The organism is Pseudomonas fluorescens, from assembly GCF_001307275.1.
Classification (GTDB): Bacteria; Pseudomonadota; Gammaproteobacteria; order Pseudomonadales; family Pseudomonadaceae; genus Aquipseudomonas; species Aquipseudomonas fluorescens_AA.
This window is the reverse complement of the sequence record NZ_CP012831.1, coordinates 4,213,146-4,237,011: the sequence shown is the minus strand read 5'-3', so window position 1 is coordinate 4,237,011 and position 23,866 is coordinate 4,213,146. Positions and strand designations below refer to the sequence as shown.

Sequence of the window (23,866 nt, the reverse complement as noted above, 5' to 3'; positions counted from 1 at the left end):
AAAAACATCAATTGCGCGCCCAAGGAGAGACTCTCAATACCTCTCCCTTTAGATCAACACCGATCAAATTTCCGCTCACACTTTCAGGTGTTTGCCTAAACTCCCTGAGCATCTGACGTGCCCGCTGTTGATCAGCGACGTCAATATTCCGGTAGCGCCCCTGGCGACTAGCTGCCTGAGTCAGAATATCCTCGACAAACGTCGTCATATTTTCTTGACGACTGGAAAGCCCTCCAATACTCCCTGTTCGCGATGTTTTCACCTCAGTGAAGGCGAGACGACCATCAGGTGTGCGACTGACAATATCGATGCCATTCCCGCTACTGTTCTGGATAGCAAAGATGTCAGTATGGTTATTATCGCGCAAGAAGGTTTTGGATATCGCCTCACCCAAGTCGCCAATTTGCTGGTTTGTCAGGGTCGAAAGATCCTTACCTCTAGACGCTTCAAACAGATCAGTTGTCGTGCTCGGAGGGACTGTTTTATCTGGCCCCTTCCCGCCGGAGGGTCCATCACCGCTCCAGTCAGGCAACGGTTTGGTAGCTGGCGTTTCGACTTTCGCTATTTTTTCAAGCCTGGCCATATCAGCCATCTTTTCAAGCCCTTCCGCCCCCACCTTGATTCCGGCTTTCGCCAGCGCCACGCCACCTTTCGCCGCCCCGCCAACCCCCGTGGCAATACTGCCAACCTGCCAGACGAGCTCGCCAATATCCTGGCCCAGTTGCACGGCGCGGTCGTCGCCGCCGTTTTCAAGAGCGTCTTTCACGCGGTCGAGTTTGGCGTTGAGTTCGTTGACCACGCCATCGCCGAACTGCTTGCGGGCCTCGGGGTCGTTGATCAGGGCTTTGAGGCCGTTGATTCCGTCAACCGGATGGAGGAGGAATTGCGCCAGGCCCTCGACGTCGCTCCAGCCCGCTTGCACCAGGCCTTTGCCCACGCCGAAGCGGGTCAGTACGTCTTGCTTCTGGTTGATGTACCCCCATTTGGCGATCACTTGCGCCTTCGCCAGCAGCCCATCGGCCTCGCTGTACTCCTTCTCGGCCTGGACCAATTGCTGGGTCGCCAGCCAGTTGTTGTCCACGGCGGCGCCGGCCGCGCTGGTGGCGGTGGCCGGGTCCAGCGAGGAGCTGGTGGCCGCCAGCCCAGTGACGATGCTGACAATCAGGTTGCGCTTGGCTTCACGCTGGGATTCGCTTTCATCGGGGCTGGCTTCGGAGAACAGGCCGGTGAGCAGGCTCGATGCCGCCGCGCCCGCGGCGCCGCTGCCACAGCTCTGGCTGCTGGCGGCGGCACCCGCGCAGGCCACGATACCGTGCAGGGCGGCGTGCAGCGGCGAGCCTTCGGTGAGCTTGCCGTCCGCCACCAGGTCGCCGATGTAGCCGGCGCCCTGCTGTTGCACGTAATTGACCACCAACCCTTGGACGAACGCACTGTTGCCGCCACTGATGTTGCCGCTGGCCGCGCCTACCAGGGCGGTGGTGATCTGCCGGTAGGTACCGCCCGCGCCCCACTTGTCGGCGATGCCGCTGGCTTCGGCATTGAGGCGCTGAGCGTTGCCGAGCAGCGCCAGGCGTTCGGTGTCGGTGAGTTGGGCGTTGGGGTCCAGGGCCGCTGCCTGAGCCGCCTCGGCCTGTTTGCGCTTGAGGTCGACTTCCTTGGCCTTGTTGGCGAGCAAGGTGCTGGCCTCGTTGGCGAACGCTCCGACGATCTCGAAACCGGCACGGATTTCGTCTTCGTCGAAGATCGGCTTGAGCGTGTTGGTGGTGTCGCGGTCGCTGGAGACATCGCGGTTGAGACTGGCGACGGTTTGCTCGCCATTCTTGCCGGTGCGCTTCTGTTGCTCGGCGTCGTTGCTGATGACGATGGTGCCGCCGCTGATGCCGCTGCGGGTGACGCTGCTGGCGTCGTCGCTGGCACTGATGGCAATCGGCATGGTGGCGCTGAGGTCGTTATCGTTCTTCGGCAGGTCGGTGCCAGGGGTTTTCGTGCCGCCGCTGGTGGCGTTGCCCTGCTGGTCCTTGCCGACTTCGCGATAGCCGCCACCGACGCTGACGGTGCTGGCGTCGTACTCGGCCTTGTTCTTGATGTCGCGGCTGGTGAGGCTGGCGGTGACCAGGCGATTCTTGCCGTCCTGCACCGCCTTGTCGCTGCTGGCGATGATGCCGCCAACCAGGTCGGTGTTGCCACCCACGCGAATGTCGAAGCCGTCGTCCCCGGCCTTGATGCCCGATTGCTCGGTCACGCTGGCGTAGTTGGAGTCGATATCCGTGGCACCGAAGCTGCCACTGGCACCGCTGACCGAACTCATGCCGTAGCAGAACGGCGGAATGCACAGGCTGATGCCAAAGCCCAGGCTCTTCTCATCGACCACGTAGGTGTTGGTGTCTTGCAGGCTTTCGATGTTCAGGTCGCCGCCGATGTCGGCCAGGACCTGTTTGCCGCTGGCCACCGCGCCTTTGAGGTTGGTGTCGCCGCCGGAGGCCAGCAGCAACTGGTTGCCGGCCTGGACATGGGTATTGGTGTGGGTGAGTCCATCGCCATCCGCCTGGCCGCGACTGCCGGATGCCCCCAGGTCCAGGGTGAAACCGTTGCGGGTGCCGCCCAGGGAAAAGCCGATGCCGATGCTCGCGCTGGTGCCTTTGCTGTCGGTTTCCTGCTTGTCGGTATTGCGGGCGGCGAGCAGGTTGATGTCACCGTCCGCCAGCAGGCTGGCGTTGCGTCCGGCCTTGATATCGCTGCCTTGCACAGTGATGTCGCTGGCAGCCCCGGCGCCCGTGGCGCGCAGGCGGATGTCATTGCCGGCGGTCATGGTCGAGCCGGCCGCGCTGTCGCTGGTGTAGGTGGTCGTGCTTTCGTTCTTCTTGGTGCCCAGCGACAGGCTGATGTTGATCCCGCCCGCCGAACCCGGGTCCATCGCCACGGCGGTCGCCGCGTTGTTGGCGGCCAGCACGGCGGTGGCGGCGGCCAGAGCCTTCATACGCCCATCGTCGGTTTTCTCCGAGGCCTGTTTCATTTGCTGGGACGTCTGGATCGCGCTGATCACCGGGTTGGTCACGGTGAGGGTGAACCCGGTCTGCTTGAACAGGGTTTCACGCTCGCGTTCGCGGGTGTTGCGCGCCTCGACGACGTCGATGGTCTGCGCCGTGACGTCGATGTTGCCTTGTGGCGCCGACACCTGGCTGCCCACCTGGCGATAGCCCTTGCCCGCTTCGATCAACACATCGCCGGCGGTCGAGCCGACGGTGCTGGCCGCAGCCGTGTGCTCGGTGGTGAGGTCCTTGACGCTCTGTTGCTGGGTCCCCAGGGTGACGGCGATGCCACCGCCGCTGAACAGGCCGCTTTTCTTCACGGACTTGTCGTGGCGCTCGCTGCTGCTGGCAGTGTCGGCTTCGATGTTGACGTTGTTGTCCGCCACCAGAACCGTCTGGGTCGTGGACACCACGTTACTGCCCTTGAGGTTGATGTCGCGACCGGCCTGCACATAGGTCTGCTCGCCGCTCAGGGTGGAGCCTTCGACCGAGGTCTGGCTGATCGTGTCACGGGTGGTGGTGGTCTTGCTGGAGAACATCCCGTTGCTGCCTTTGACCTTGTGCGCTTCATCGGCGAACTGGTAGTTCTGGCCGGCGGTCAGGTTGACGTCGCGCTTGGCCTCGGCAAATACCGCGCCTTGCTCGCTGGTGACACGGGCGGCGCGGGCGTTGAGGTCCTGGCCTGCGCTCAAGCGCACGTCGCCCTGCCCTTGGACCAGGGAGCCGACTTCGGTCCGGCTGGCGTCCTTGCGCCAGTTGCTGCTGTTCCAGGTCAGCGCTTGCTCGTGGGCTTCGCCCACCGTGGCCAGGTTGATGTTCTTGCCCGCCTCCAGCAACGTACTGCCGCCCTTGCCGGCATTGACCACCTGGGCCCCGGTGAGGTTGAGGTCGTTGCCGGCGCTCACGCCCATCGTGCCTTGGGCGCCGCTGACGAACAGCCCGGCGACCCGCGACAGGTTGGTGCGGGTGCCTTGGGCACTGCTGCTGTCCCGGCTGCTGGAGATGACGTTGATGTCCTGCCCGGCCTTGACCGACAGGCTGTCCACGGCACCGATCAGGCCGCCGAGGTTGTTGAGGTTTTCCCGCGCGGTGAGCGAAGCCTTGTCGGCCTGGATGCGCCCACCGAGGTTCTCGATGTTTTGCGCGGTGATCGCCATGACGCTGCGCCCGGCGAGGCTGCCACTGTTGACCAGATCGCCGGCGATGTTCAGGTTCAACTGCTGCCCGGCAATCAGGGCGCCGGAGCCGTTGAGGTCGCCCTCCTGGACCCGTACGTACACTTGCGGCACCAGCACGTTGCGGGTGTCGCCGTTGGCCAGGGTCACCTGCTTCTGCACCAGCCAGACAATGTCGCTGGTCAACTGGGCCATCTGCGCGGAGGTCAGGGCCACGCCGGGCACCAGTTGCCATTGGCTGGCGACGGTCACGGCGTTGTCGATCAGGGCACGGTATTGCGCTTCGTCATTGGCGTAGCCGTCGAGGAAACGCCGGCCGGTGAGTTGCGCCACTTGCTCGCGAATCAGCTTCTGCTCATAGAAGCCGTCGCCCAGGCGTTGTTGCGTCAGTGCCGGGTCGACTTGCAGGCGCTGCAACATGTAGTCCGACGACAGCCAGGTGCGATAGCTGGCAAAACGCGGATCGGTTTCGATCAGGTAGCTACTGGTGCTCTGGGGGTTGGTGCTGAACAGGCTGTTGTTCGGCAATGCCAGGGATGGCCCGCCGCTGCGGATCTGCTCGGCCACGCCCTTGCTGTTCAGGGTGGTCTGGGCCGCGACCTGAACGATGGGCGCCACTTGATAGGTCCTGTCGACCGGGGCGCTGACCGTGCCTGTGGCGGCTATTTGCTCGCTGACGCCCTGTGTGGCGCGGGCACTGATCTGGGTGCCGGTACCGTTGCCAGCGGCGTTCTGGGCGAACACGGTCGGTTGCAGGGTGATGTCCTGGATCAAGGGGGCAGGCGTGTAGGCCGTGACGGCTGTTCCTTGGCGGTCCCGGCCCTTGCGCTGGATGCGATAGAAATTCGTAGCGGTGCCACTGTCGGAGGTGGTGCGCTGACCGGTCAATTCGGTGTTGGTCAAACTGGCAATATTGGCCTGCAACAACCCACCGGCAATGATGCGGCTCTTGTCGTTGAGCACATCGCCTGCGTTGATCTGCATCGTCCCGCCAGAGAGGATCTGCGCCGGCGCCGAGGTGGCGATCTGGGTTTCCTGGACCACGCGGGTGTAGTCGTAGCGGTTCCAGTTGTCTTTGCGCCCCTCAGGCGTGTTGAGGTAATAGACCTCATCGTGACTCAGGGCAATCTGGTCGCCCTGGTAGCGGTTCGGCGAACCGCTGAGCTGGAACTCCTGCAAGGCCGTGCGGCTGATTTCCACCTGTTGAGTGCTGAAGTGTTCATTGGTGTTGCGCACGCTTTGCACATCGAGCGACAGGTTGCCGAGGGCCTCGATGGTCGCACTGGCGTTGGTCAACAGTTGGGCCCGGTCCTGGGCCTTGTCAGTGGCGCTCAGCGCACCGCCGATGGCGAGGTCCCCGGCACTGAAGATCAGCGCCTGTTCGCGGTTGTCCAAGGTGCCGGTGCCAATGTCCAGCGATTCGCGGGCGGCGATGGTCGCGGCGACACCGTTTTCATCGCGGTTGCTCAGTGCCGAGGTGGCGATCGCCAATCGATCACCGTACAGGCGCCCGGTGCCCAGGTTATTCAGCGACAGCGCTTGCACACGCACTTGCTGGCCGTCGATCAGGCCACGGTTGGTCAGGCTGTCGTTGATGTTCAGGCGAACCTGGCCGGCGCTGATCTCGCCGTTGGCGGCGTTGTCCAGCGTCTGCGAGTGCACCAGCAGGAGATTGCCCGCCAGCAGTTTTCCGCTGTTGTTGAAAGCCCCATCGGTGCTCAGGTCAACCTTGTTATTGGCCTGGATCTGTCCACTCAGGTCCAGGCCACTTTGCAGGCTGAACGTCAGGTCGCCCAGGCTCAGGGCCCGACCGGTGCCCGCGTAATAGGCGGCGTTGAGGGACAACAGGCTGCCGGCGAGCAAGGTCCCGTCGAGGTTGTGCACTGACTGGCGACGTTGCGTCGGATCGCGATCGGTGATGGTCAGGCCGGCCCCCGAGGAAATCAGGCCGCCCTGGTTATCCAACGCTTGGCTGACACCGATGGACAACCCTTGGTCGGCGCGCACGGCACCGGCCTGGTTACCGAAAGTGTTGAGCGCCAGGCTCATGGTGCGGCCTTCGAGCCCCTGGTTGGCACCTTGGGTGGCGCTGTTGTCGAGCACGTCGGCAGTCACGCCCAGGGTGCCCGCGCTGCGCACCAGTCCGCCCTGGTTGTTGAGCGTCTCACCCAGCACCAACTGGACATCGCCGAGGCCCTGCAACTGACCGCCGCGGTTATCCACTCGGGCGCCTTCGACCTGAACGCTCTTCTGGCCAATGATCTGGCCGCCGCTGCCGTTGGTCAGGTCGGTGGCCTTGAGCACCAGCGCGCCCTTGGCCCCGAGGAAACCGGCGCTGTTGTTGAAATGGGCGCTGTGGATTTCCACCGCGTCCTGGCCGCTGATGCCTTGGGTGGTGCCGGACTGAAGGTTGTTCAACGCCTGGCTGCCGGTGTCGATGAACAGCTTGCCCTTGGCCTGGATCAGGCCCGCTGCGTTGCGCAACTCACCGCTGCGCAGATCGAGGGTCGCGCCGGCATTCAGCGTGCCCTGGCTGTTGTCCATCAGCAGGCCGTGGCTGTTCAGGTCCAAGGCCTGGCCACTGATCACCCCGCCCTGGTTATTCAAACCTTGGGCCGACAGCGTGATATCGCCCAGCGCTTCAAGGCGCCCGCCGCTGTTGTTCAGCGCGTCTGCCGAGACGCTGACCAGCAACCCGGACTTCACCGAGCCCAGCACGCCGTTGGTGTTGTTCAACTGCCCGGCGATGATCTGCATGCGCTGGGTCGCGGCCAGCGTGCCACCGATGTTGTTCAAGCGATCGAAGGTTGCGTCCAGCTCACCGCCGGCACTCACCGTGCCTTGGGTATTATCCAGCGCCTCGCCGCTGACCTTTGTCGTACCGCTGGCGGCCAGCGTCCCGCCGCCGTTATTGATCTCTTTGTCGGCCGTGACAGTCAACGCACCGTTATCGGTGGCGAGGACTTTGCCGCCCTGGTTGTTCATCGTGCCGACCTTCAAGACCACCGCTGCGGGACCGCTGACTTGCCCGGCCTGGTTGTCGAAGCGTTCACGGGCGGTGACCTGCAACGGTTGCGCGCCGGTCTGGAGAATGCGTCCACGCTGGTTGGACAGGGTCGTGGTGTCGAGCGTGATCTGTTGGCCTTGGGTCAGGCCGTCATCGACCACCACTTCACTGGCCTTGACGCTCAACTTGCCATTGCTCGCCAGGGTGCCTTTGCTGCCGGCCAACTGGTTGGCCTGGATGTCCAGGGTACCTTTGCCAGCGTGCTCGACCTTGCCTTCGCTGTTGTCGAGGCGATTGGCGCCAAGCTTCAGGTTGCCGGCGTTGGAGGCAATCCGCCCACTGCTGTTGTCGAGCGTAGCGGCGGCGGTGATCGAAGTATCGGCGGTGCCGGTCTGCACCAGTTCACCGCCGGCATTGGACACATCCCGCGCGCTCAATTGCAGGTTGCCAGCGCTGACTTTAGCCCCATCGGTGCGCAGGGTCTTGGCCGCCTTGGCGGTCAGCACCTGGGTCGCATCGACTTGGCTAGCACTGAGGTTGGCATCGCCGGAACTGGCCGTCAGAGTGACGTTGCGGCCCAGGGTCTGGCTGCCGCTCAGGTCCAGGTCAGCGGCCCCGACGCCGAGATCGCCGCCGGCAAGGTTCTGGCCTTGCGCCTTGATCGTGGTGGCCCGCAGCGCAAGGTTGCCACTTTTGCCCAGCTTGCCGTCCGCACCAACGCCCGCCGCCAGGCTCGAGGCCGTGGTGCTGCGAATGGTCTTGGCAGTGAGTGTGGTGTGGTTCTGGCTGGCAACGGTGCCGCTGTTGTCGATATCACCGACGCTGTCGAGCCGCAGGTCGCCCTTGGCGTAGAGCGTGCCGCTGTTTTCAACGCTGGCGGCAGTGATTTGCGTTGCCGTTGTGCTGCTGATCGCGCCCTGGTTTTGCAATTTGCCGTCGGCGCTGATCACCACCTCACCAGCCATGGCGCCGATCTGCCCGGCGTTGCGCACCCCCACGCCGGACTCCGTGCCCACCAGCATGATCTTCCCGGCATACATGCCGCCGAGCTTGGCAACGTCGATGGCAACGGTGGGTTTTTCTCCTTCGGCGCCTGACAGCGGCGTGGCCTGGGTGTTGTCGGCATTGACCTGATTACGTCCGGCGGTGACCTTCAAGTCGTTGGCCCACACCCCGGCGTTGACCTGCACCGAGCGGGCAATCAGATCCGTGTAGTCGGCCTCGCGGGCATCCAGGCCTTTGCCTTCGATGTTGATCGCGCCGCCCTGCACGGTGTAGCCCGTTATGCGACCGTTCTCCAACTGCGCCCGGCCGGTGCTGAGGGTGGCCCGGTCGGCGTTGATGAAGCCGCAACCGTTGCAAGTGATACCGGATGGGTTGGCGATGACCACTTCGGCACGCTGGCCGGCGACTTCGACGTAACCGCGCAATTGGCTGGGGTTGCTGGAGTTGACTTCGTTGAGGATGACCCGCGCGCTGCCATTGCCCAACATCGGGTTGCCTTCGATCCAACCGCCCAGTTTCGTCTGGCTGTTGCCCGTGCCGTTGTTGAGGATCACCCCCCGGCTATCGACATCGAACTGGTTGTAGGTGTTGCGCGAGACACCGCCGGCGCTGGGCGTGCGGATATTCACCTGCGGCGTGCCGTTGGCGCTTTGTATCACCGTCGGTCGTTGGCCCGCCGGAGCACCTGGGTCGGCGACGATGGTGCCGGCCCAGGTCGGTGCCACGCTCAAGGACACCAGGCCGATCGCTGTCATCACGGCAAAGCGCAACGCCCCCAGTGTCGCCGTGCAAGCCGCTGCGCCCGTCGTCGGTCCGGAGCGGGTCCCCGGCGCCTTGACCTGGCTGGTGACGTTCTCGGCCACGACCATCAACAGCCCGCGGGCCTTGTTGAAAACGATTCGGTAAAGATGCTTGTTCATAGCAATTCCATTTGCGGAGCCTGCCCGCACGACCAGTGGTTGGAGTTACGCTTCGACTGCCAGCGGGTGAGCGGCAAACCAGGCCTGGGCCTGTTCGGGGATGACCCCGATCCCTTGGAATGTCTTGACCCGCAGGCCACGCTCGTCGCCTCGGTGATAGAGGGCTCGGGCGCAGCGATCGATGAAAAGGTGACGTTGCAACAGGCGGCTCAATACCGCCGTGTGGCCAAAGGGGGCGACCCAGTCGTTGAGCCAGAGACGTTCGCCGCTGTTCCAGTCCTCTTGGCTCAGCGCCAGCGGCGACTGGCGCAGGTAACGTTGCTCTGCCGCCTCGTCGAGGTTGAGCCAGGACAGGTAGAACACCGGCTTGCCGTGTTCGGAGCCGAGCACGAACTGGCGATGCTTGAGCGCCGGCAACAGCAATGTCGGCAAGGTGTGCAACGGCGCATCGCGATGGGCCTTGGAATGCATCCACAACCAGGTGGCGGAGCCGAACACCGCGGCTTCGCTCCAGGGTTCGTCGATCAGGCCAGGAGCGATAATGTCTAGCGTCTCGAACTGCATGGGATCACCTCAGAATGACCAGATGACGGTGAACGCGCTGGTCACGTTGGCCGTCTCGAAACCATCGGGTTTCTTCAACGGCGTACCTACCGACCAGTCATAGGACAGGCCCTTGTAACCGCCGCGTATACCCACCACGGCCCCCGCCAGGCGCTGGCCGATCAGGAACTCACTGGATTGGCCGCTGACTTCGCCATAGTCGATGCCGGTGTAGAGCTCCTGGCCGGTCTGCCCCAGGGACAGGCCTATTTCGTTGCGCAGGGTCCAGCCACGGTCGGCGGAAAGAATGTTTTCACCATCGAAGCCGCGGACGCTGTAGCGCCCGCCGATGGAGAAGCGATCCTGGGGCACCAACGGCGTACGGTTCCATTGCGCGCGCCAGCCACCGATGTAGCGCAGGCGCTGATCGCCGACCTGGAACGGCACCTGCAATTGAGCATCGGCGGTGATGATCTGCGAGCGTGACGTACCGGCGTCAAAATCTTCCTCAGGTGCCCTGAGCGCATCGTGGGCACCGGTGCCGCGACGATAGGCGACGCCCAGGTCAAGAATCGAAGCGCCAATGAACTCCCGATGGTCCAACCCCAACTGCCAGCCAGCCATGCGGCGTTTCTGGTTGCCGACCTCGGTGTCGTCGATGAAATTCTCCGACGAGCGCGTCCACAGGCTGCCCCAGGCGGTGGTCTTGCGAACGGCGTCGCGGTACAGCAGGCGTGACAGGCGCAACTCGTTGTTACGACTCTCGCCTCGGTACTGATAGGACTGGTTAGCGCCGGCAACAGACTGTTCGTAGTTGTATTCGCTGCTGGTGAACCCCAACTGCCAGTAGCCGAACGGCAGCGAATAATGCAGCGTGCTGCCATCGGAACCGCGGTGCCCGGACTCGCCGCCGCCCAAGTCATGGTTGACGCTGGCGTAGAACAAATCGTTGAGCGACAGCAGGTTGTCCAAGGACAGCGATACGTTGCCCTGGTATTTGCCCGTGCTCTTGCTGCCGGAATTGTCCACCGACAGGCTCACCCGGGCGGGGAACCGCTGGCTCCAGGCGATCACCACGTCGCTCTCACCAGGCCTGGCGTCGGCGGCACGGGCTGGCGCGATCTTGATGTCGGCCTCAGCGGTCGGCACGCGCTTGAAGTTCTCCAGCGCCTGCTCGATGTCGCGCAAGTTGAGCAGATCGCCAGGATTGGCCGGCATCGCGTTCCAGGCATTGGCGCGGGCGCTGGTACCCTCCTCGAAACGAATCTCGCGAATGCGCCCTGGCACCAGGGTCAACACCAGCACCCCACTGTTCAAGTCCTGGGCTTCGGCGAGTACGCGAGTGGTGACGTAGCCGGCCTCGATGATCGCATTCTGCATGCGTTTCATCGTCAGGTTGATCCCGCCGCCGCCGAGGCAACGACCGATGGCGGGATCATCCTTGGGATTGGCGGCGCGCAACGCCCACTGGAATTTTTCCGACGCCTCGCCGATCAGGCGGACGTCATTGATGGCAAAGCAGGGACTTTCCTTGGCGGGCAAGCGCTCGGCACCTTCACCCACGGGTGCTGCCTGCAGACGCACGTCGGGCCGGGACTCCAATTGATCGCGCAAAACCCGTTCGCGCTCTTGCTGGCGCAGCAGTTCTTCTTCAGGTCCGGCCGCCTGCGCAGCGCTCCACGCGCCCGTCATCCACGCCGCTATCAGCAGCAGGGCGAGACGCTTGGCGTTCTGTGCGGATGAACGGGTTCCACCAGCACAACGGCGAGGGCTGTTCGGTTTACGCGTTCGGCAGGGTGCGGCTGGCTGCATGTCACATCCTTGTGGCCTGAATCGAAGACACGGTGAGTCAGGCCCGCCGGAAGCGGCATTGACACTGACACAGATAAATAACGAGGTACGTAATCCATCGGAAACGAAGGAAAAGTCCTACAACGTACCGAGACGGTCTGATAGCAGAGTGGGGAGAAAGTTTCGCGCTATCGAAATATGCTCGATACAAATGCGTAAAAATGGGCAGTTGGTCACAGCTTGGGGGAATGAGGAGCTGTGCGAGGCAGGAACGACGCGCTCAAGCCGGGGTCGTTCATCTGGAGAGGGGGCAATGCAACCAGGAAAAGTCAGCGGCCTGTGCGCTAACCCACTGTTTATAATGGTGTCCCAGGGCAGGTTCGAACTGCCAACCTTCCCCTTAGGAGGGGGATGCTCTATCCAATTGAGCTACTGAGACACGAGTCGACCACAAGAAACGCGGTGCGCGGGACGGCGTGCATGGTAACGACCTGCCCTGCGTTTGTCATGTCGTCGCTGTTTTTTAAGTGTAGGCAAATGGTACTGCTCGCAAGGCTGACAAGGCCAAGCGGTTGGCCCCGGCCGCCATTCATCTGCCCCTGGCGTGTTTATCCTAGTAAATCGGCCATTTGCCACTATCCTATACAAGACAGGGACGACAAGCGTTTTGGTCCATTTCCGTTATCCGCCAGACGGTATGGCACAACGACACGATCCGATGGTCACAAATGCGAACCTGTTGTTTTTTTCCAACCAGTCCGCATTTTTTGATGAAAGGTGCTGGCATAACGCCTTTACCCGGATCAGAATTTGTCACAGAATTGGCGCCAATGATCTGGCAATTTTGAGGCATGATGCGGGCCTCTTAACAATTCAGGTTGAACATTTGGCAGTGGAGCTTGTCCTATCGACATCCTGCGGCCAATCCCGAGAACCGCTCCCCTGAACTAACCGGTTAAATAAATATGCGCCCAATGACAAAGGCAATTTATTCCAGCCGTACGGCTGACAAGTTCGTCGTACGTCTGCCAGACGGAATGCGGGAACGCATTGCCGAGGTGGCTCGTAATCATCATCGCAGCATGAACTCTGAAATCATTGCGCGCCTGGAGCAAAGTCTGATTCAGGAAGGCGCACTGGGTGAAGAGCTGAGCATGCGTCTGGACAGCCCGGAGCTGTCTTTGCATGAGCGCGAACTGCTTCAACGCTTCCGACAACTCTCCCACCGTCAGCAGAACGCCCTTGTTTCGCTGATTGCACATGACGTAGAGATGGCCGCAGAAGCGACCTGATCACAGCCAAAACACTCAAGCCAGCCTCGTGCTGGCTTTTTTGTGCCTGGCGTTTGCCCAGGCCCGATAGAAGCAATTGGTCAATCACCCGCAACCCCATGTGGGAGCGAGCTTGCTCGCGATAGCGCTGGCGCCGCTGCATAGCGGCTGGACCTGCCAGCTGCTCTTGCTTTGAACGCTTGATCTCGACGCCCACCAATCGAAAGAAGCGCAAAAAAACGGCGCTTCCCATTTCTGAAAGAAGCGCCGTTTTTTCCAAGTGAACAGTTTCACGCCAAACAGGCGGGTTTCTCGATGAGCGATTCAGAGCAGGAAAATCGTCGCCAACCCCAGGAAAATGAAGAACCCGCCGCTGTCGGTCACAGCAGTAATCATGACACTGGCACCCATGGCAGGATCGCGCCCCATGCGGGCCAGGGTCATGGGGATCAAGACCCCCATCAATGCCGCCAGCAACAGGTTGAGCGTCATTGCGGCCGTCATGACCACTCCCAGCGACCAGCTGCCATAAAGCAGATAAGCCACCACACCAATCACCCCACCCCAAATCACGCCATTGATCAAGGAGACCGCCAGTTCCTTGCGCATCAATCGCGATGTATTGCCGGTGCTGACCTGGTCCAGCGCCATGGCACGGACGATCATGGTGATGGTCTGGTTACCGGAGTTGCCACCGATACCGGCGACGATGGGCATCAGCGCCGCGAGCGCCACCAGCTTCTCGATGGAGCCTTCGAACAGGCCGATGACCCGGGAAGCGACAAACGCCGTGATCAGGTTGATCGCCAGCCAGGCCCAGCGGTTACGCAGGGACTTCCAGACCGAGGCGAAGATGTCTTCTTCTTCGCGCAGACCGGCCATGTTGAGGACTTCGCTTTCGCTTTCTTCACGAATCAAGTCGACCATTTCATCGATGGTCAGACGGCCGATCAACTTGCCGTTCTTGTCGACCACCGGTGCGGAAATCAAGTCATAACGCTCGAATGCCTGGGCCGCATCGTAGGCGTCTTCGTCCGGGTGGAAGCTCACCGGATCGCTGGCCATGACCTCGGCCACCTGCTTTTCCGGGTCGTTGACGAGCAAACGCTTGATGGGCAGCACGCCCTTGAGCACACCGTCGTAGTCGACCACGAAAAGCTTGTCGGTATGGCCGGGCAGCTCCTTGAGACGACGCAGGTAACGCAAGACCACTTCAAGGCTGACATCCTCGCGGATCGTCACCATCTCGAAGTCCATCAACGCACCGACCTGCTCCTCGTCATAGGACAACGCCGAGCGCACACGCTCACGTTGCTGGCCGTCGAGGGCTTCCATCAGTTCGTGGACAACGTCCCGTGGCAGTTCGGGCGCAAGGTCGGCGAGTTCGTCGGCGTCCATTTCCTTGGCCGCCGCCAGCAACTCATGATCATCCATGTCGGCGATCAGGGTTTCACGAACCGAGTCCGACACCTCGAGCAGGATGTCACCGTCTCGATCAGCCTTGACCAACTGCCAGACCGTCAGACGCTCTTCCAGGGGCAAGGCTTCAAGAATGTAGGCGACGTCGGCGGAGTGCAAGTCATCGAGCTTGCGTTGCAACTCGACGAGATTCTGCCGGTGGACCAGGTTCTCGACCCGGTCATGATTCGGGCCTTCCTGGCGATGCGTCAGGTCTTCGACGACCCGCTGGCGCTGCAGCAGCTCAACGACTTGAGCGAGACGATCCTGAAGGCTTTCCTGCGTTTTTTTTACTTCTACTTGGGTCATAGGCGAACTCCACTCCCAGCAGTGGAGCACGCCGGAAGGATCAATCAGTTAATTCATGATTGGCAAAACTAAATATTGAGTAACTACTGGGTAAGTCCATGGAGATATTCCAAAGCCCCGGCGGGGCTGACGGGCGCAATCATACACCGCTTGACGCTTTAAAACGCTAAAAAATCATGGCAAGAACAAGCGCTTGCGAGACAAACCTGAACGCAAGCTGAACCTTCCCCTCTACGACGACTTATCCGGAAAAGAAAACACACGCCTCGACAGGAATGCCGCGACTAACCTGTTCTCCTGCACCGTCAAGGAGGACGACCGGATGCCCATCAACCACTACCTGATCCTGCTCGCCAGCCTGCCCTGCCTGCCTTTGTGGGCCGCCGGGCAAACCGTGCATCGCTGCGAAAGCATTGCAGGGCACGTGACATTCACCACCTTGAGTTGCGGCCCGGGTGAAGCCCTGTCGCTCCAGCAGATCCATCCCTACAGCCCAGGTTCGATCGAGCCGACGACCGAGGCGATGCTGCCCGAAGCGGAGCGTTGGCAAACATCCGGCAACACAACCACACGCAAAGAGCCGACCGTGGTTGGCCAGTTCCAGGACCGTTGCGGGAACCTCATCGATGCCAGGCAACGCCGCGACGCCATCCTGGAACGACGAATCGTCATCGGCATGAGCCAACAGGACGTCGAGAGCGCCCTGGGCAAGCCAGACTCAATCAAGATTCGAAATTCGAGCACACGGTATACCTACAAAGCGAAGAAAGGTCGCAGCGCAGAGGTCGTGTTCGATGAAAGGGGGTGCGTGAAAGGCAAATCGTAGACAGCAAAAAGCCCGCGTTAAACGCGGGCTTTTTGGTGTTTGGTGCACTCGACAGGATTCGAACCTGTGACCGCTCGGTTCGTAGCCGAGTACTCTATCCAGCTGAGCTACGAGTGCAAGTTGTGGTTTTATACCAGATCACAACTGGTTGAAGCCAAGTTATTTGCACTGCTGCAAACAACTCTTAAATGGTGCACTCGACAGGATTCGAACCTGTGACCGCTCGGTTCGTAGCCGAGTACTCTATCCAGCTGAGCTACGAGTGCATTTGTTGCCGCGCATTATAGGTCGTCAATTCCTTTTGTAAAGCGCTTTTTTCAGTAATTTCAATCACTTACTGATCAAGCCAGGTTCTGACGCACTAAACGAATAATGGCGGAGAACGGGGGATTCGAACCCCCGACACCCTTTTGAGGTGTACTCCCTTAGCAGGGGAGCGCCTTCGGCCACTCGGCCAGCTCTCCGCAACACGGGGCGTATATTAACCACCTTCATCCCCGTTTGCAAACATAAAAATCGATAAAAATTAATGGCTTGGTTCGTCGTCCTTCTCTTTCTTGATACGCAGGTAGATTTCCTCCCGGTGTACAGCAACCTCTTTCGGGGCGTTGACGCCGATACGCACTTGGTTTCCTTTGACGCCGAGCACGGTCACGGTGATTTCGCCATCGCCAATAATCAGGCTTTCTGCACACCGACGGGTCAGAATCAGCATACCTTTCTCCTCACGCAATTCACTTAAGGGACAACAGTCTGCAAAAAAAAGGCATTGGACCTACAACCGAAACGGTCGAAGCCTACAGGCCTAGTATTGACCAGCGCGGGCAAAAGAACAGTTTTGGGACGCGCCATTCAGAAAAACAAAGGGCGCGGTCCAGCCGCGCCCTCTGGATAACGCTTTACTCGCCCTGCTGGGCAGCAGCGTCGAGCTCGAAAGCCGTGTGCAGGGCGCGCACGGCCAGTTCCAGGTACTTCTCTTCGATCACCACGGAAACCTTGATTTCCGAAGTAGAGATCATCTGGATGTTGATGCTTTCCTTGGCCAGGGATTCGAACATGCGGCTGGCCACGCCTGCGTGGGAACGCATGCCGACACCCACGATCGAGACCTTGGCGATCTTGGTATCGCCCACCACTTCCCGGGCACCGATCTCGCCAGCGGTCTTTTTCAGGATCGCTTCGGCAGACTGGTAGTCGTTGCGGTGCACGGTAAAGGTGAAGTCAGTGGTGTTATCGTGCGAGACGTTCTGCACGATCATGTCGACTTCGATGTTCGCGGCACTGATCGGGCCGAGAATCTTGAACGCCACGCCGGGGGTGTCTGGCACGCCACGGATGGTCAGCTTGGCCTCATCGCGGTTGAAAGCGATGCCGGAAATGATCGGCTGTTCCATGGATTCCTCTTCATCAATAGTAATGAGGGTGCCCGGACCCTCTTTGAAGCTGTGCAGAACGCGCAGCGGAACGTTGTACTTGCCGGCGAATTCGACCGCCCGGATCTGCAACACCTTCGAGCCGAGACTGGCCATTTCCAGCATTTCTTCGAACGTGATCTTGTCCAGGCGCTGGGCCACAGGCACCACCCGTGGGTCGGTGGTGTAGACACCGTCCACATCGGTGTAGATCTGGCATTCGTCAGCCTTGAGAGCCGCCGCCAGTGCTACGCCCGTGGTGTCGGAACCGCCACGGCCGAGGGTGGTGATATTGCCCTGCTCGTCCACGCCCTGGAAACCGGCGACAACCACGACACGGCCAGCCTTCAGGTCGCCGCGAATCTTCTGGTCGTCGATCTGCAGGATACGCGCTTTGTTGTGCGCGCTGTCCGTCAGGATACGCACCTGGTTGCCGGTGTAGGACACCGCCGGCACGCCACGCTTGATCAGCGCCATGGCCAGCAAGGCAATGGTCACCTGCTCACCAGTGGAAACGATCACGTCCAGTTCACGGGGAACCGGTTGCTGGTCGCCGCTGATTTGCTTGGCCAGATCGATCAGACGGTTGGTCTCGCCGCTCATTGCCGACAGCACAACCACCAGGTCATCGCCCGCTTCACGGAATTTCTTAACCTTGTCGGCGACTTGTTCGATTCTCTCGACAGTGCCGACCGAGGTGCCTCCAAATTTCTGTACGATCAAAGCCATTTCAAAGCCGCCTCTGCCCATGAAGGGCGCCCAATAAATCACTCAAACAGCGGCCAGGCTCGTCACTAGACCACGAGCCCGGCGACGCTGCCTTAAATACCCTGCTCTACGAATGCAACGGTCTGGGCCAGTGCCGCGTCCAGAGCGCCGACGTCGGTACCACCGCCTTGCGCCATGTCAGGACGACCACCGCCCTTGCCGCCCACTGCCGCAGCGGCCTGCTTCATCAAATCACCGGCCTTGAGTTGGCCAGTCAGGTCTTTGGTCACGCCTGCGACGAGAACGACCTTTTCCTCATGGACACTGCCGAGCAGGATCACTGCGCGGCCGAGTTTGTTTTTCAGTTGATCGACCAGCGCCAGCAGCGCCTTGCCATCCTGGCCGTCCAGACGCACGGCCAGCACCTTCACGCCCTTGACGTCCACCGCCTGGGCCGACAGATCGTCGCCCGCGGCGCTGGCGGCCTTGGCCTGCAACTGCTCGAGTTGCTTTTCCAGCAGGCGGTTGCGCTCCAGCACAGCCGACAGCTTGTCGATCAGGTTGTCGCGACTGCCCTTGATCAGGGTAGCCGCTTCCTTGAGTTGTTCTTCGGCCGCGTTGAGGTACGCCAGGGCCGCAGCGCCGGTGACCGCTTCGATCCGGCGTACACCGGATGCCACGCCACCTTCGCTGATGATTTTCATCAGGCCGATGTCACCGGTCCGGTTGGCGTGGATGCCACCGCACAGTTCAACGGAGAAGTCGCCCATGCTCAGCACGCGCACGCTGTCGCCGTACTTCTCGCCGAACAACGCCATCGCGCCCTTGCGCTTGGCGGTCTCGATGTCGGTCTCTTCGGTTTCCACCGGGGAGTTCTTGCGAATCTCGGCGTTGACGATTTCTTCCAGCGCCTTGAGTTGCTCAGGCTTGATGGCTTCGAAATGGCTGAAGTCAAAGCGCAGGCGCTGACTGTCCACCAACGAGCCCTTCTGCTGGACGTGCTCGCCCAGCACCTGGCGCAACGCCGCGTGCAGCAAGTGCGTGGCGGAGTGGTTCAGCGACGTGGCATGGCGCACTTCGGCGTCGACATGGGCGGCCACCGGGGCGGCGATCATCAGGCTACCCGACGCCAGCACGCCGTGGTGCAGGAACGCGCCGCCGGTCTTGGTGGTGTCACGCACGTCGAAACGCGAGCTGCCCGCCTGCAGGTAACCGCTGTCGCCGATCTGGCCGCCGGACTCGGCGTAGAACGGGGTCTTGTCCAGCACGATCACACCTTCCTGGCCTTCGCTCAGGATGTCGACCGATTGCCCGTCCTTATAGATGGCAACGATCTTGGCCGAGCCGGTGGTGCCGGCATAACCGGTGAACTCGGTGGCCACGTCTACCTTGACCAGGCTGTTGTAGTCCATGCCAAAGGAACTGGCGGAACGCGCACGCACCCGCTGGGCTTCCATCTCGCGCTCGAACCCTTCCTCGTCGAGGGTCAGGTTGCGTTCGCGGGCGATGTCGCCGGTCAGGTCCATCGGGAAGCCATAGGTGTCGTACAGCTTGAACACCACGTCGCCCGGGACCACATTGCCCTTGAGTTCGGCCAGGTCCTGCTCGAGGATCTTCAGGCCTTGCTCCAGGGTCTTGGCGAATTGCTCTTCTTCAGCCTTGAGTACGCGTTCGATATGCGCCTGCTGGGACTTGAGTTCCGGGAAGGCGTCGCCCATCTCGGCCGCCAATGCCGCGACGATCTGATAGAAGAAGCTGCCCTTGGCGCCCAGCTTGTTACCGTGGCGGCAGGCGCGACGGATGATCCGGCGCAGTACATAACCACGACCTTCGTTGGAAGGCAGCACGCCGTCGGCAATCAGGAAGCCGCAGGAACGGATGTGGTCGGCGACCACTTTCAGCGAGGCCTGGTTGTCGTTGGTGCAACCGATGGCCTTGGCCGACGCGCTCAGCAGGCTCTGGAACAGGTCGATTTCGTAGTTGGAATGAACGTGCTGCAGCACCGCACTGATCCGCTCCAGGCCCATGCCGGTGTCCACCGACGGCGCTGGCAGCGGATGCAACACGCCATCGGCGGTGCGGTTGAACTGCATGAACACGTTGTTCCAGATCTCAATGTAGCGGTCGCCGTCTTCTTCCGGCGAGCCGGGTGGGCCGCCCCAGATGTCGGCGCCGTGATCGTAGAAGATCTCGGTGCAAGGACCGCATGGGCCGGTGTCGCCCATGGTCCAGAAGTTATCGGAGGCATAAGGCGCGCCTTTGTTGTCGCCAATGCGCACCATGCGCTCTGCCGGGACGCCGACCTCTTTGGTCCAGATGTCATAGGCTTCGTCGTCGGTGGCGTAGACCGTTACCCAAAGCTTTTCCTTGGGCAGGTTCAGCCACTTGTCGGACGTCAGGAAGGTCCAGGCGAAGGTGATGGCGTCACGCTTGAAATAGTCACCGAAGCTGAAGTTACCCAGCATTTCGAAAAACGTGTGGTGACGTGCGGTATAGCCGACGTTTTCCAGGTCGTTGTGCTTGCCGCCGGCACGCACGCACTTCTGGCTGCTTACCGCACGGGTGTAGGCACGTTTTTCCTGGCCCAGGAAGCAGTCCTTGAACTGGTTCATCCCCGCGTTGGTGAACAGCAGGGTCGGGTCGTTGCCCGGAATCAAAGAGCTGGAGGCTACTCGGGTGTGGCCTTGCTCTTCGAAGAAGCGAAGGAAGGCTTCACGGATTTCTGCGCTTTTCATTAGGTTCTTCCACGGAGGCTGCGGCCAAAGGCCTGTGCAAAACGTCAACAGACGAAGCAACGGCAAAGGGCCGCATTATATCGGCCCTGCGCGTGGGGTACAGCGTGTTTATACGATAGAAACTGTCAATTGCCCCGGTTAGCGGGTCATTGGCGAGAAAATTCGACGAAAGTGGCGACCACCCGGTCGATTTGCGCCGCGCTCACGTCCATGTGCGTCACCATTCGCAGGCGTGGCGCCGCGCTGAGCTTGACGCCCCGTTCATCGGCAAACGCCTTGATCGCCTCGGCCCGCTCGCCCATTTCTACGTAGACCATGTTGGTCTGCACCGGCTCGACCTCGTAACCCGCCCCACGCAAGCCCTCGGCAAGCCGCTGGGCATTGGCGTGGTCATCGGCCAGGCGCTGGACCTGATGCTCCAGGGCATACAGCCCGGCCGCCGCGAGGATCCCGGCCTGGCGCATGCCGCCACCGACCATCTTGCGCAGCCGGCGGGCCTTGCCGATCAGTTCGACGCTGCCGCACAGGACCGAGCCCACCGGAGCGCCAAGGCCCTTGGACAGGCACACCGACACCGAATCGAAATGTTGCGTGATTTGCCGGGCATCGACATTCAGCTTGACCGCGGCGTTGTACAGCCGCGCTCCATCCAGGTGCAGGGCCAGGCCATGCTCCTGGGTGAAACGCCGGGCCCGGGCCAGGTATTCCAAGGGCAGCACCTTGCCCTGCATGGTGTTTTCCAGGGCCAATAGGCGGGTGCGGGCAAAGTGAAAGTCATCGGGCTTGATCGCCGCGGCGACGTGCGCCAGGCCCAGGGAACCGTCCGCCTGCACCTCGAGAGGCTGGGGCTGGATCGAACCGAGCACCGCCGCACCGCCGCCCTCGTATTTGTAGGTGTGGGCCTGCTGACCGACGATGTACTCATCGCCGCGCTCGCAGTGGGCCATCAACCCCAACAGATTGCTCATCGTGCCCGTGGGCACGAACATCGCCGCAGCAAAGCCCAGGCGCGCAGCCAGTTCGGCTTCGAGGCGATTGACGGTCGGGTCTTCGCCATACACATCATCGCCGGTCGGCGCACTGGCCATGGCATCCAGCATGCCGGCGGTAGGTTGGGTGACCGTGTCGCTGCGAAGATCGATAACACTCATGAATCTGGCCTCGGGTGCTGGTGGGGGAATTCCCTTTCGAAGGGCAATTACTGCGGGCATGGGCAGGAATAATCAAGCCTGGTCGACGGAAAGCCTGAACATTATCCAGAACGCCTGTGGGAGCGAGCTTGCTCGCGATAGCGGTGGTTCAGCTTGCCTTGATGCTGGCTGCAATGGCGCCATCGCGAGCAAGCTCGCTCCCACAGTAGGTTATGTGTTAAAAATCCTCCGCTGCCAAAAACCATGGCGGCAAAAACGTTCTCAGGGCGGGGTGTAATTCCCCACCGGCGGTAATTGCACGCAACGTGCATAGCCCGCGAGCGCTTGGTGGTACACCGCTTTTTGGGGTGTAGCGGCAAGGTCAGCAGACCCGGTGTGATCCCGGGGCCGACGGTCATAGTCCGGATGAAGAGAGAACGGGATTGGCACCCAAGGGCCGACTGCGACTGTCCGTGCGCGGCGTACCCTCGAATCCCCTTCGATTCATGACGCCCTGTTTTTCACACAAACAGGAACCAGAACATGCAACCCACTGCAATCGACAGCAAAAGCAAAAGTCATCCGGGCGAGCGCGTCGCGTTCATCCAGGCCTGCTGGCACAAGGAAATCGTCGACCAGAGCCGTAAAGGCTTCGTCGCCGAAATGATCACCCAGGGTTACCAGGAAAGCGACATCGACTTCTTTGAAGTCGGCGGCGCCTTCGAAATCCCGCTGCACGCCAAGCTGCTGGCCAAGTCAGGCCGCTACGCCGGCATCGTCGCCGCCGGCCTGGTGGTGGACGGGGGCATCTACCGTCACGAGTTCGTCGCCCAATCGGTCATCAGCGGCCTGATGCAGGTGCAGCTGGAAACCGAAGTGCCGGTGTTCTCGGTGGTGCTCACGCCGCATCATTTCCATGCAGGGGAAGAGCATCAGAAGTTTTTCTTCGAGCATTTCGTGCACAAGGGCCAGGAAGCGGCGAAGACTTGCGCCGATACCTTGCACAAGACCCGGGCGTTGCGTCGCAGTGAGCAGCGGGCGGTAGCGAGCTAAAAGCCACTAAAAAACCTGTGGGAGCGAGCTTGCTCGCGATGACGGAGTGTCAGTCACCTTCAACATTTGACTGGAACACCGCTATCGCGAGCAAGCTCGCTCCCACAATGGTTCGGCGTGGGTTTTAGAGCAGGTTTTCGTCAGTCGCCGGCACGATCAGGATCCCGGCCCGCAAGCCATTCTTGACCTTGGGGTTCGGGAAAATGATCCGGGCGCCCTCCTCTTCGATCACCCAGCGGGTCTGGGCGATGTCCTCGGCCAGCACATAACCTTTTTCAAGCTCGGAGAAGTTCTCGATGTCCGCCGGCAGGTTCAGGCGGAAACTGTCGCTGTGCTTGATGATTTCCCGCGCCACGCTGAATAGCTGGAGGCCGTCGAGGCCTTCATCCAGCGCCGGCTCGTTGCCTTCGATGATCTGTTGCAGGCGAGTTTCCAGCAGGCCGACGTTGACCCCGTCGTTCTGCCCGAATGGCCGGGCCTTGCCCAGCTCCAGGGTGAAGGACTCGGCGCCGAGCTGGTCGTAGGTATAGGCACTGAAGACGATGGACGGCTTGTTCTGCAGCAACACTGCCTCCATGCCCGCGGCACGCAAGCGTGCCAGCTCACGGCGTGAATGCGCGCGGCCTTCCTTCCATGGGTACAGGGCAAACTGCTCGATCTTCGAGCCGCGGATAGCGGTGTGCAGGTCGTAATGCAAGCGACTGCGTTCCGGCCGACTGAAGAAACTGGCGGCCAGCCGCTCCAGCTCGCAGGCCCGCAGCGCTTCAGGACCGCCACTGAGCTCATGGCGACCGTTGAACAGTCGGTTGACGTCCTGCTCGACGAAACGCTCACCGCGCCGGATGGCCTCGGGGTTGCCGAACAGGAACAGAATGCGTGCCCGCGGCTTCAGGTCGCCACGGGCAATGTCGTGCAGCAGACGGTCGAGCAATTCGATCGGCGCGGTTTCATTGCCGTGGATACCGGCCGACAGCAGCAGATCCAGGCCGTTATCCCGGGCTTCGGGCGGCTTGACCTCCAGCGCGCCCTCGCTCAGCCAGCGCATCCGTACGCCTTCGACAGTCAGTTGAGTCTTCTCCGCCGGTTCACGGCCGGCGAGGGTCAGTTCAAGCAGTTTGCCGAGGGCGAGCATAGCGCGGTTTCCTTAGTGGTCGTGGCCGCAATCCGGGCCATGGACATGGTCATCGTCGCCGACGTCCGCCGGTTCCATTTCCAGTTGCAGGCTGACCAGGTTGGTCGCCAATGGACGCAACAACAGGTTGGCGTATTCCTCGTCCCCTTCCTCGACATCGACGCCGATCAGCAACTGACCGCGGCCATCCTGCTGGATCCACAACTCCTTGCCTTGCCACATCACCGCGACACGGGTGCAGGAGGTTTCCAGTTGGGTGCCGTCGGTGTCTTCAAGGATCAGCTGCAGGGTATCGCTCATGTCTTTAGGTTCTCGTCTGGGGATAAGGCAACGCGCCCTGCTTTGACTGTAGTCAGGTCGCG

Annotated in this window: 14 protein-coding genes, 4 tRNA genes and 1 riboswitch; of the genes, 4 read left to right on the top strand and 14 right to left on the bottom strand. The window is 61.4% G+C overall.

What is annotated here, in order from left to right:
- Window positions 1-7 precede the first annotated feature (7 nt).
- The 4 genes from AO356_RS18855 to AO356_RS18840 all read right to left on the bottom strand — a co-directional run bounded on the left by AO356_RS18855 (window position 8) and on the right by AO356_RS18840 (window position 11,909).
- Window positions 8-9,136, bottom strand: coding sequence for a hemagglutinin repeat-containing protein (locus tag AO356_RS18855; protein ID WP_237140760.1), 9,129 nt, complete (start codon window positions 9,134-9,136; stop codon window positions 8-10).
- 45 nt (window positions 9,137-9,181) lie between these two features.
- On the bottom strand, window positions 9,182-9,700 hold the full coding sequence (locus AO356_RS18850; protein WP_060741021.1) for a toxin-activating lysine-acyltransferase: 519 nt from the start codon (window positions 9,698-9,700) through the stop codon (window positions 9,182-9,184).
- Window positions 9,701-9,709: 9 nt separating this feature from the next.
- Window positions 9,710-11,371 carry a ShlB/FhaC/HecB family hemolysin secretion/activation protein gene (locus AO356_RS18845; protein WP_060741020.1) on the bottom strand — a complete coding sequence of 554 codons (1,662 nt, stop codon included), beginning with the start codon at window positions 11,369-11,371 and terminating at the stop codon, window positions 9,710-9,712.
- A 461-nt stretch (window positions 11,372-11,832) separates the two neighbouring features.
- A tRNA-Arg gene (locus AO356_RS18840) sits at window positions 11,833-11,909 on the bottom strand.
- 526 nt (window positions 11,910-12,435) lie between these two features.
- Here AO356_RS18840 and AO356_RS18835 point away from each other — a divergent pair.
- Window positions 12,436-12,762 (top strand): Arc family DNA-binding protein, encoded by a 327-nt coding sequence (locus AO356_RS18835; protein WP_060741019.1) that lies wholly within the window; start codon window positions 12,436-12,438, stop codon window positions 12,760-12,762.
- Between the two features lie 303 nt (window positions 12,763-13,065).
- Here AO356_RS18835 and mgtE read toward each other — a convergent pair whose 3' ends face one another.
- A complete protein-coding gene (gene mgtE / locus AO356_RS18830; protein WP_060741018.1) occupies window positions 13,066-14,508 on the bottom strand; it encodes a magnesium transporter in 1,443 nt (480 codons plus the stop codon).
- A 322-nt stretch (window positions 14,509-14,830) separates the two neighbouring features.
- On the opposite strand from mgtE, the gene AO356_RS18825 reads away from it, so the two are divergent.
- On the top strand, window positions 14,831-15,334 hold the full coding sequence (locus AO356_RS18825; protein ID WP_060741017.1) for a hypothetical protein: 504 nt from the start codon (window positions 14,831-14,833) through the stop codon (window positions 15,332-15,334).
- Between the two features lie 40 nt (window positions 15,335-15,374).
- Here AO356_RS18825 and AO356_RS18820 read toward each other — a convergent pair.
- From AO356_RS18820 to ltaE, 7 genes are all read right to left on the bottom strand, one after another.
- A tRNA-Arg gene (locus AO356_RS18820) sits at window positions 15,375-15,451 on the bottom strand.
- 72 nt (window positions 15,452-15,523) lie between these two features.
- Window positions 15,524-15,600: transfer RNA gene (locus AO356_RS18815), tRNA-Arg, on the bottom strand.
- 107 nt (window positions 15,601-15,707) lie between these two features.
- Window positions 15,708-15,798: transfer RNA gene (locus tag AO356_RS18810), tRNA-Ser, on the bottom strand.
- Between the two features lie 62 nt (window positions 15,799-15,860).
- A complete protein-coding gene (gene csrA / locus AO356_RS18805; RefSeq protein WP_003178872.1) occupies window positions 15,861-16,049 on the bottom strand; it encodes a carbon storage regulator CsrA in 189 nt (62 codons plus the stop codon).
- 184 nt (window positions 16,050-16,233) lie between these two features.
- Window positions 16,234-17,475, bottom strand: a complete 1,242-nt coding sequence (locus tag AO356_RS18800) for an aspartate kinase (RefSeq protein WP_060741016.1) — start codon at window positions 17,473-17,475, stop codon at window positions 16,234-16,236.
- A 92-nt stretch (window positions 17,476-17,567) separates the two neighbouring features.
- Window positions 17,568-20,189: an alanine--tRNA ligase gene (gene alaS, locus AO356_RS18795; protein ID WP_060741015.1), complete on the bottom strand. Its 2,622-nt coding sequence runs from the start codon at window positions 20,187-20,189 to the stop codon at window positions 17,568-17,570.
- Window positions 20,190-20,335: 146 nt separating this feature from the next.
- Complete coding sequence (gene ltaE, locus AO356_RS18790; RefSeq protein WP_060741014.1) at window positions 20,336-21,340, bottom strand: low-specificity L-threonine aldolase; 1,005 nt, start codon at window positions 21,338-21,340, stop codon at window positions 20,336-20,338.
- Here ltaE and AO356_RS32735 point away from each other — a divergent pair.
- Window positions 21,339-21,617: a hypothetical protein gene (locus AO356_RS32735; protein ID WP_160320218.1), complete on the top strand. Its 279-nt coding sequence runs from the start codon at window positions 21,339-21,341 to the stop codon at window positions 21,615-21,617. The genes ltaE and AO356_RS32735 overlap by 2 nt on opposite strands.
- Window positions 21,594-21,762, top strand: a riboswitch (FMN riboswitch). Its footprint overlaps the gene before it by 24 nt.
- A 100-nt stretch (window positions 21,763-21,862) precedes the next feature.
- Window positions 21,863-22,372: a 6,7-dimethyl-8-ribityllumazine synthase gene (locus AO356_RS18785; protein WP_060741013.1), complete on the top strand. Its 510-nt coding sequence runs from the start codon at window positions 21,863-21,865 to the stop codon at window positions 22,370-22,372.
- 124 nt (window positions 22,373-22,496) lie between these two features.
- Here the strand turns inward: AO356_RS18785 and astE are convergent, their stop codons facing one another.
- Both astE and AO356_RS18775 read right to left on the bottom strand, forming a co-directional pair.
- Window positions 22,497-23,504 carry a succinylglutamate desuccinylase gene (gene astE, locus AO356_RS18780; protein ID WP_060741012.1) on the bottom strand — a complete coding sequence of 336 codons (1,008 nt, stop codon included), beginning with the start codon at window positions 23,502-23,504 and terminating at the stop codon, window positions 22,497-22,499.
- Window positions 23,505-23,516: 12 nt separating this feature from the next.
- Window positions 23,517-23,804, bottom strand: a complete 288-nt coding sequence (locus AO356_RS18775; RefSeq protein WP_003178862.1) for a hypothetical protein — start codon at window positions 23,802-23,804, stop codon at window positions 23,517-23,519.
- Between the last annotated feature and the right edge of the window lie 62 nt (window positions 23,805-23,866).

Excerpts from the sequence above, each read along its gene's own strand:
- csrA (WP_003178872.1), bottom strand. The coding sequence starts at position 16,049 with ATGCTGATTCTGACCCGTCGGTGTGCAGAAAGCCTGATTATTGGCGAT.
- mgtE (WP_060741018.1), bottom strand. The coding sequence starts at position 14,508 with ATGACCCAAGTAGAAGTAAAAAAAACGCAGGAAAGCCTTCAGGATCGT.
- AO356_RS18845 (WP_060741020.1), bottom strand. The coding sequence starts at position 11,371 with ATGACGGGCGCGTGGAGCGCTGCGCAGGCGGCCGGACCTGAAGAAGAA.
- AO356_RS18825 (WP_060741017.1), top strand. The coding sequence starts at position 14,831 with ATGCCCATCAACCACTACCTGATCCTGCTCGCCAGCCTGCCCTGCCTG.
- ltaE (WP_060741014.1), bottom strand. The coding sequence starts at position 21,340 with ATGAGTGTTATCGATCTTCGCAGCGACACGGTCACCCAACCTACCGCC.
- alaS (WP_060741015.1), bottom strand. The coding sequence starts at position 20,189 with ATGAAAAGCGCAGAAATCCGTGAAGCCTTCCTTCGCTTCTTCGAAGAG.
- AO356_RS18835 (WP_060741019.1), top strand. The coding sequence starts at position 12,436 with ATGCGCCCAATGACAAAGGCAATTTATTCCAGCCGTACGGCTGACAAG.
- AO356_RS18850 (WP_060741021.1), bottom strand. The coding sequence starts at position 9,700 with ATGCAGTTCGAGACGCTAGACATTATCGCTCCTGGCCTGATCGACGAA.
- AO356_RS18775 (WP_003178862.1), bottom strand. The coding sequence starts at position 23,804 with ATGAGCGATACCCTGCAGCTGATCCTTGAAGACACCGACGGCACCCAA.
- AO356_RS18785 (WP_060741013.1), top strand. The coding sequence starts at position 21,863 with ATGCAACCCACTGCAATCGACAGCAAAAGCAAAAGTCATCCGGGCGAG.
- AO356_RS18855 (WP_237140760.1), bottom strand. The coding sequence starts at position 9,136 with ATGAACAAGCATCTTTACCGAATCGTTTTCAACAAGGCCCGCGGGCTG.
- astE (WP_060741012.1), bottom strand. The coding sequence starts at position 23,504 with ATGCTCGCCCTCGGCAAACTGCTTGAACTGACCCTCGCCGGCCGTGAA.
- AO356_RS18800 (WP_060741016.1), bottom strand. The coding sequence starts at position 17,475 with ATGGCTTTGATCGTACAGAAATTTGGAGGCACCTCGGTCGGCACTGTC.
- AO356_RS32735 (WP_160320218.1), top strand. The coding sequence starts at position 21,339 with ATGAATCTGGCCTCGGGTGCTGGTGGGGGAATTCCCTTTCGAAGGGCA.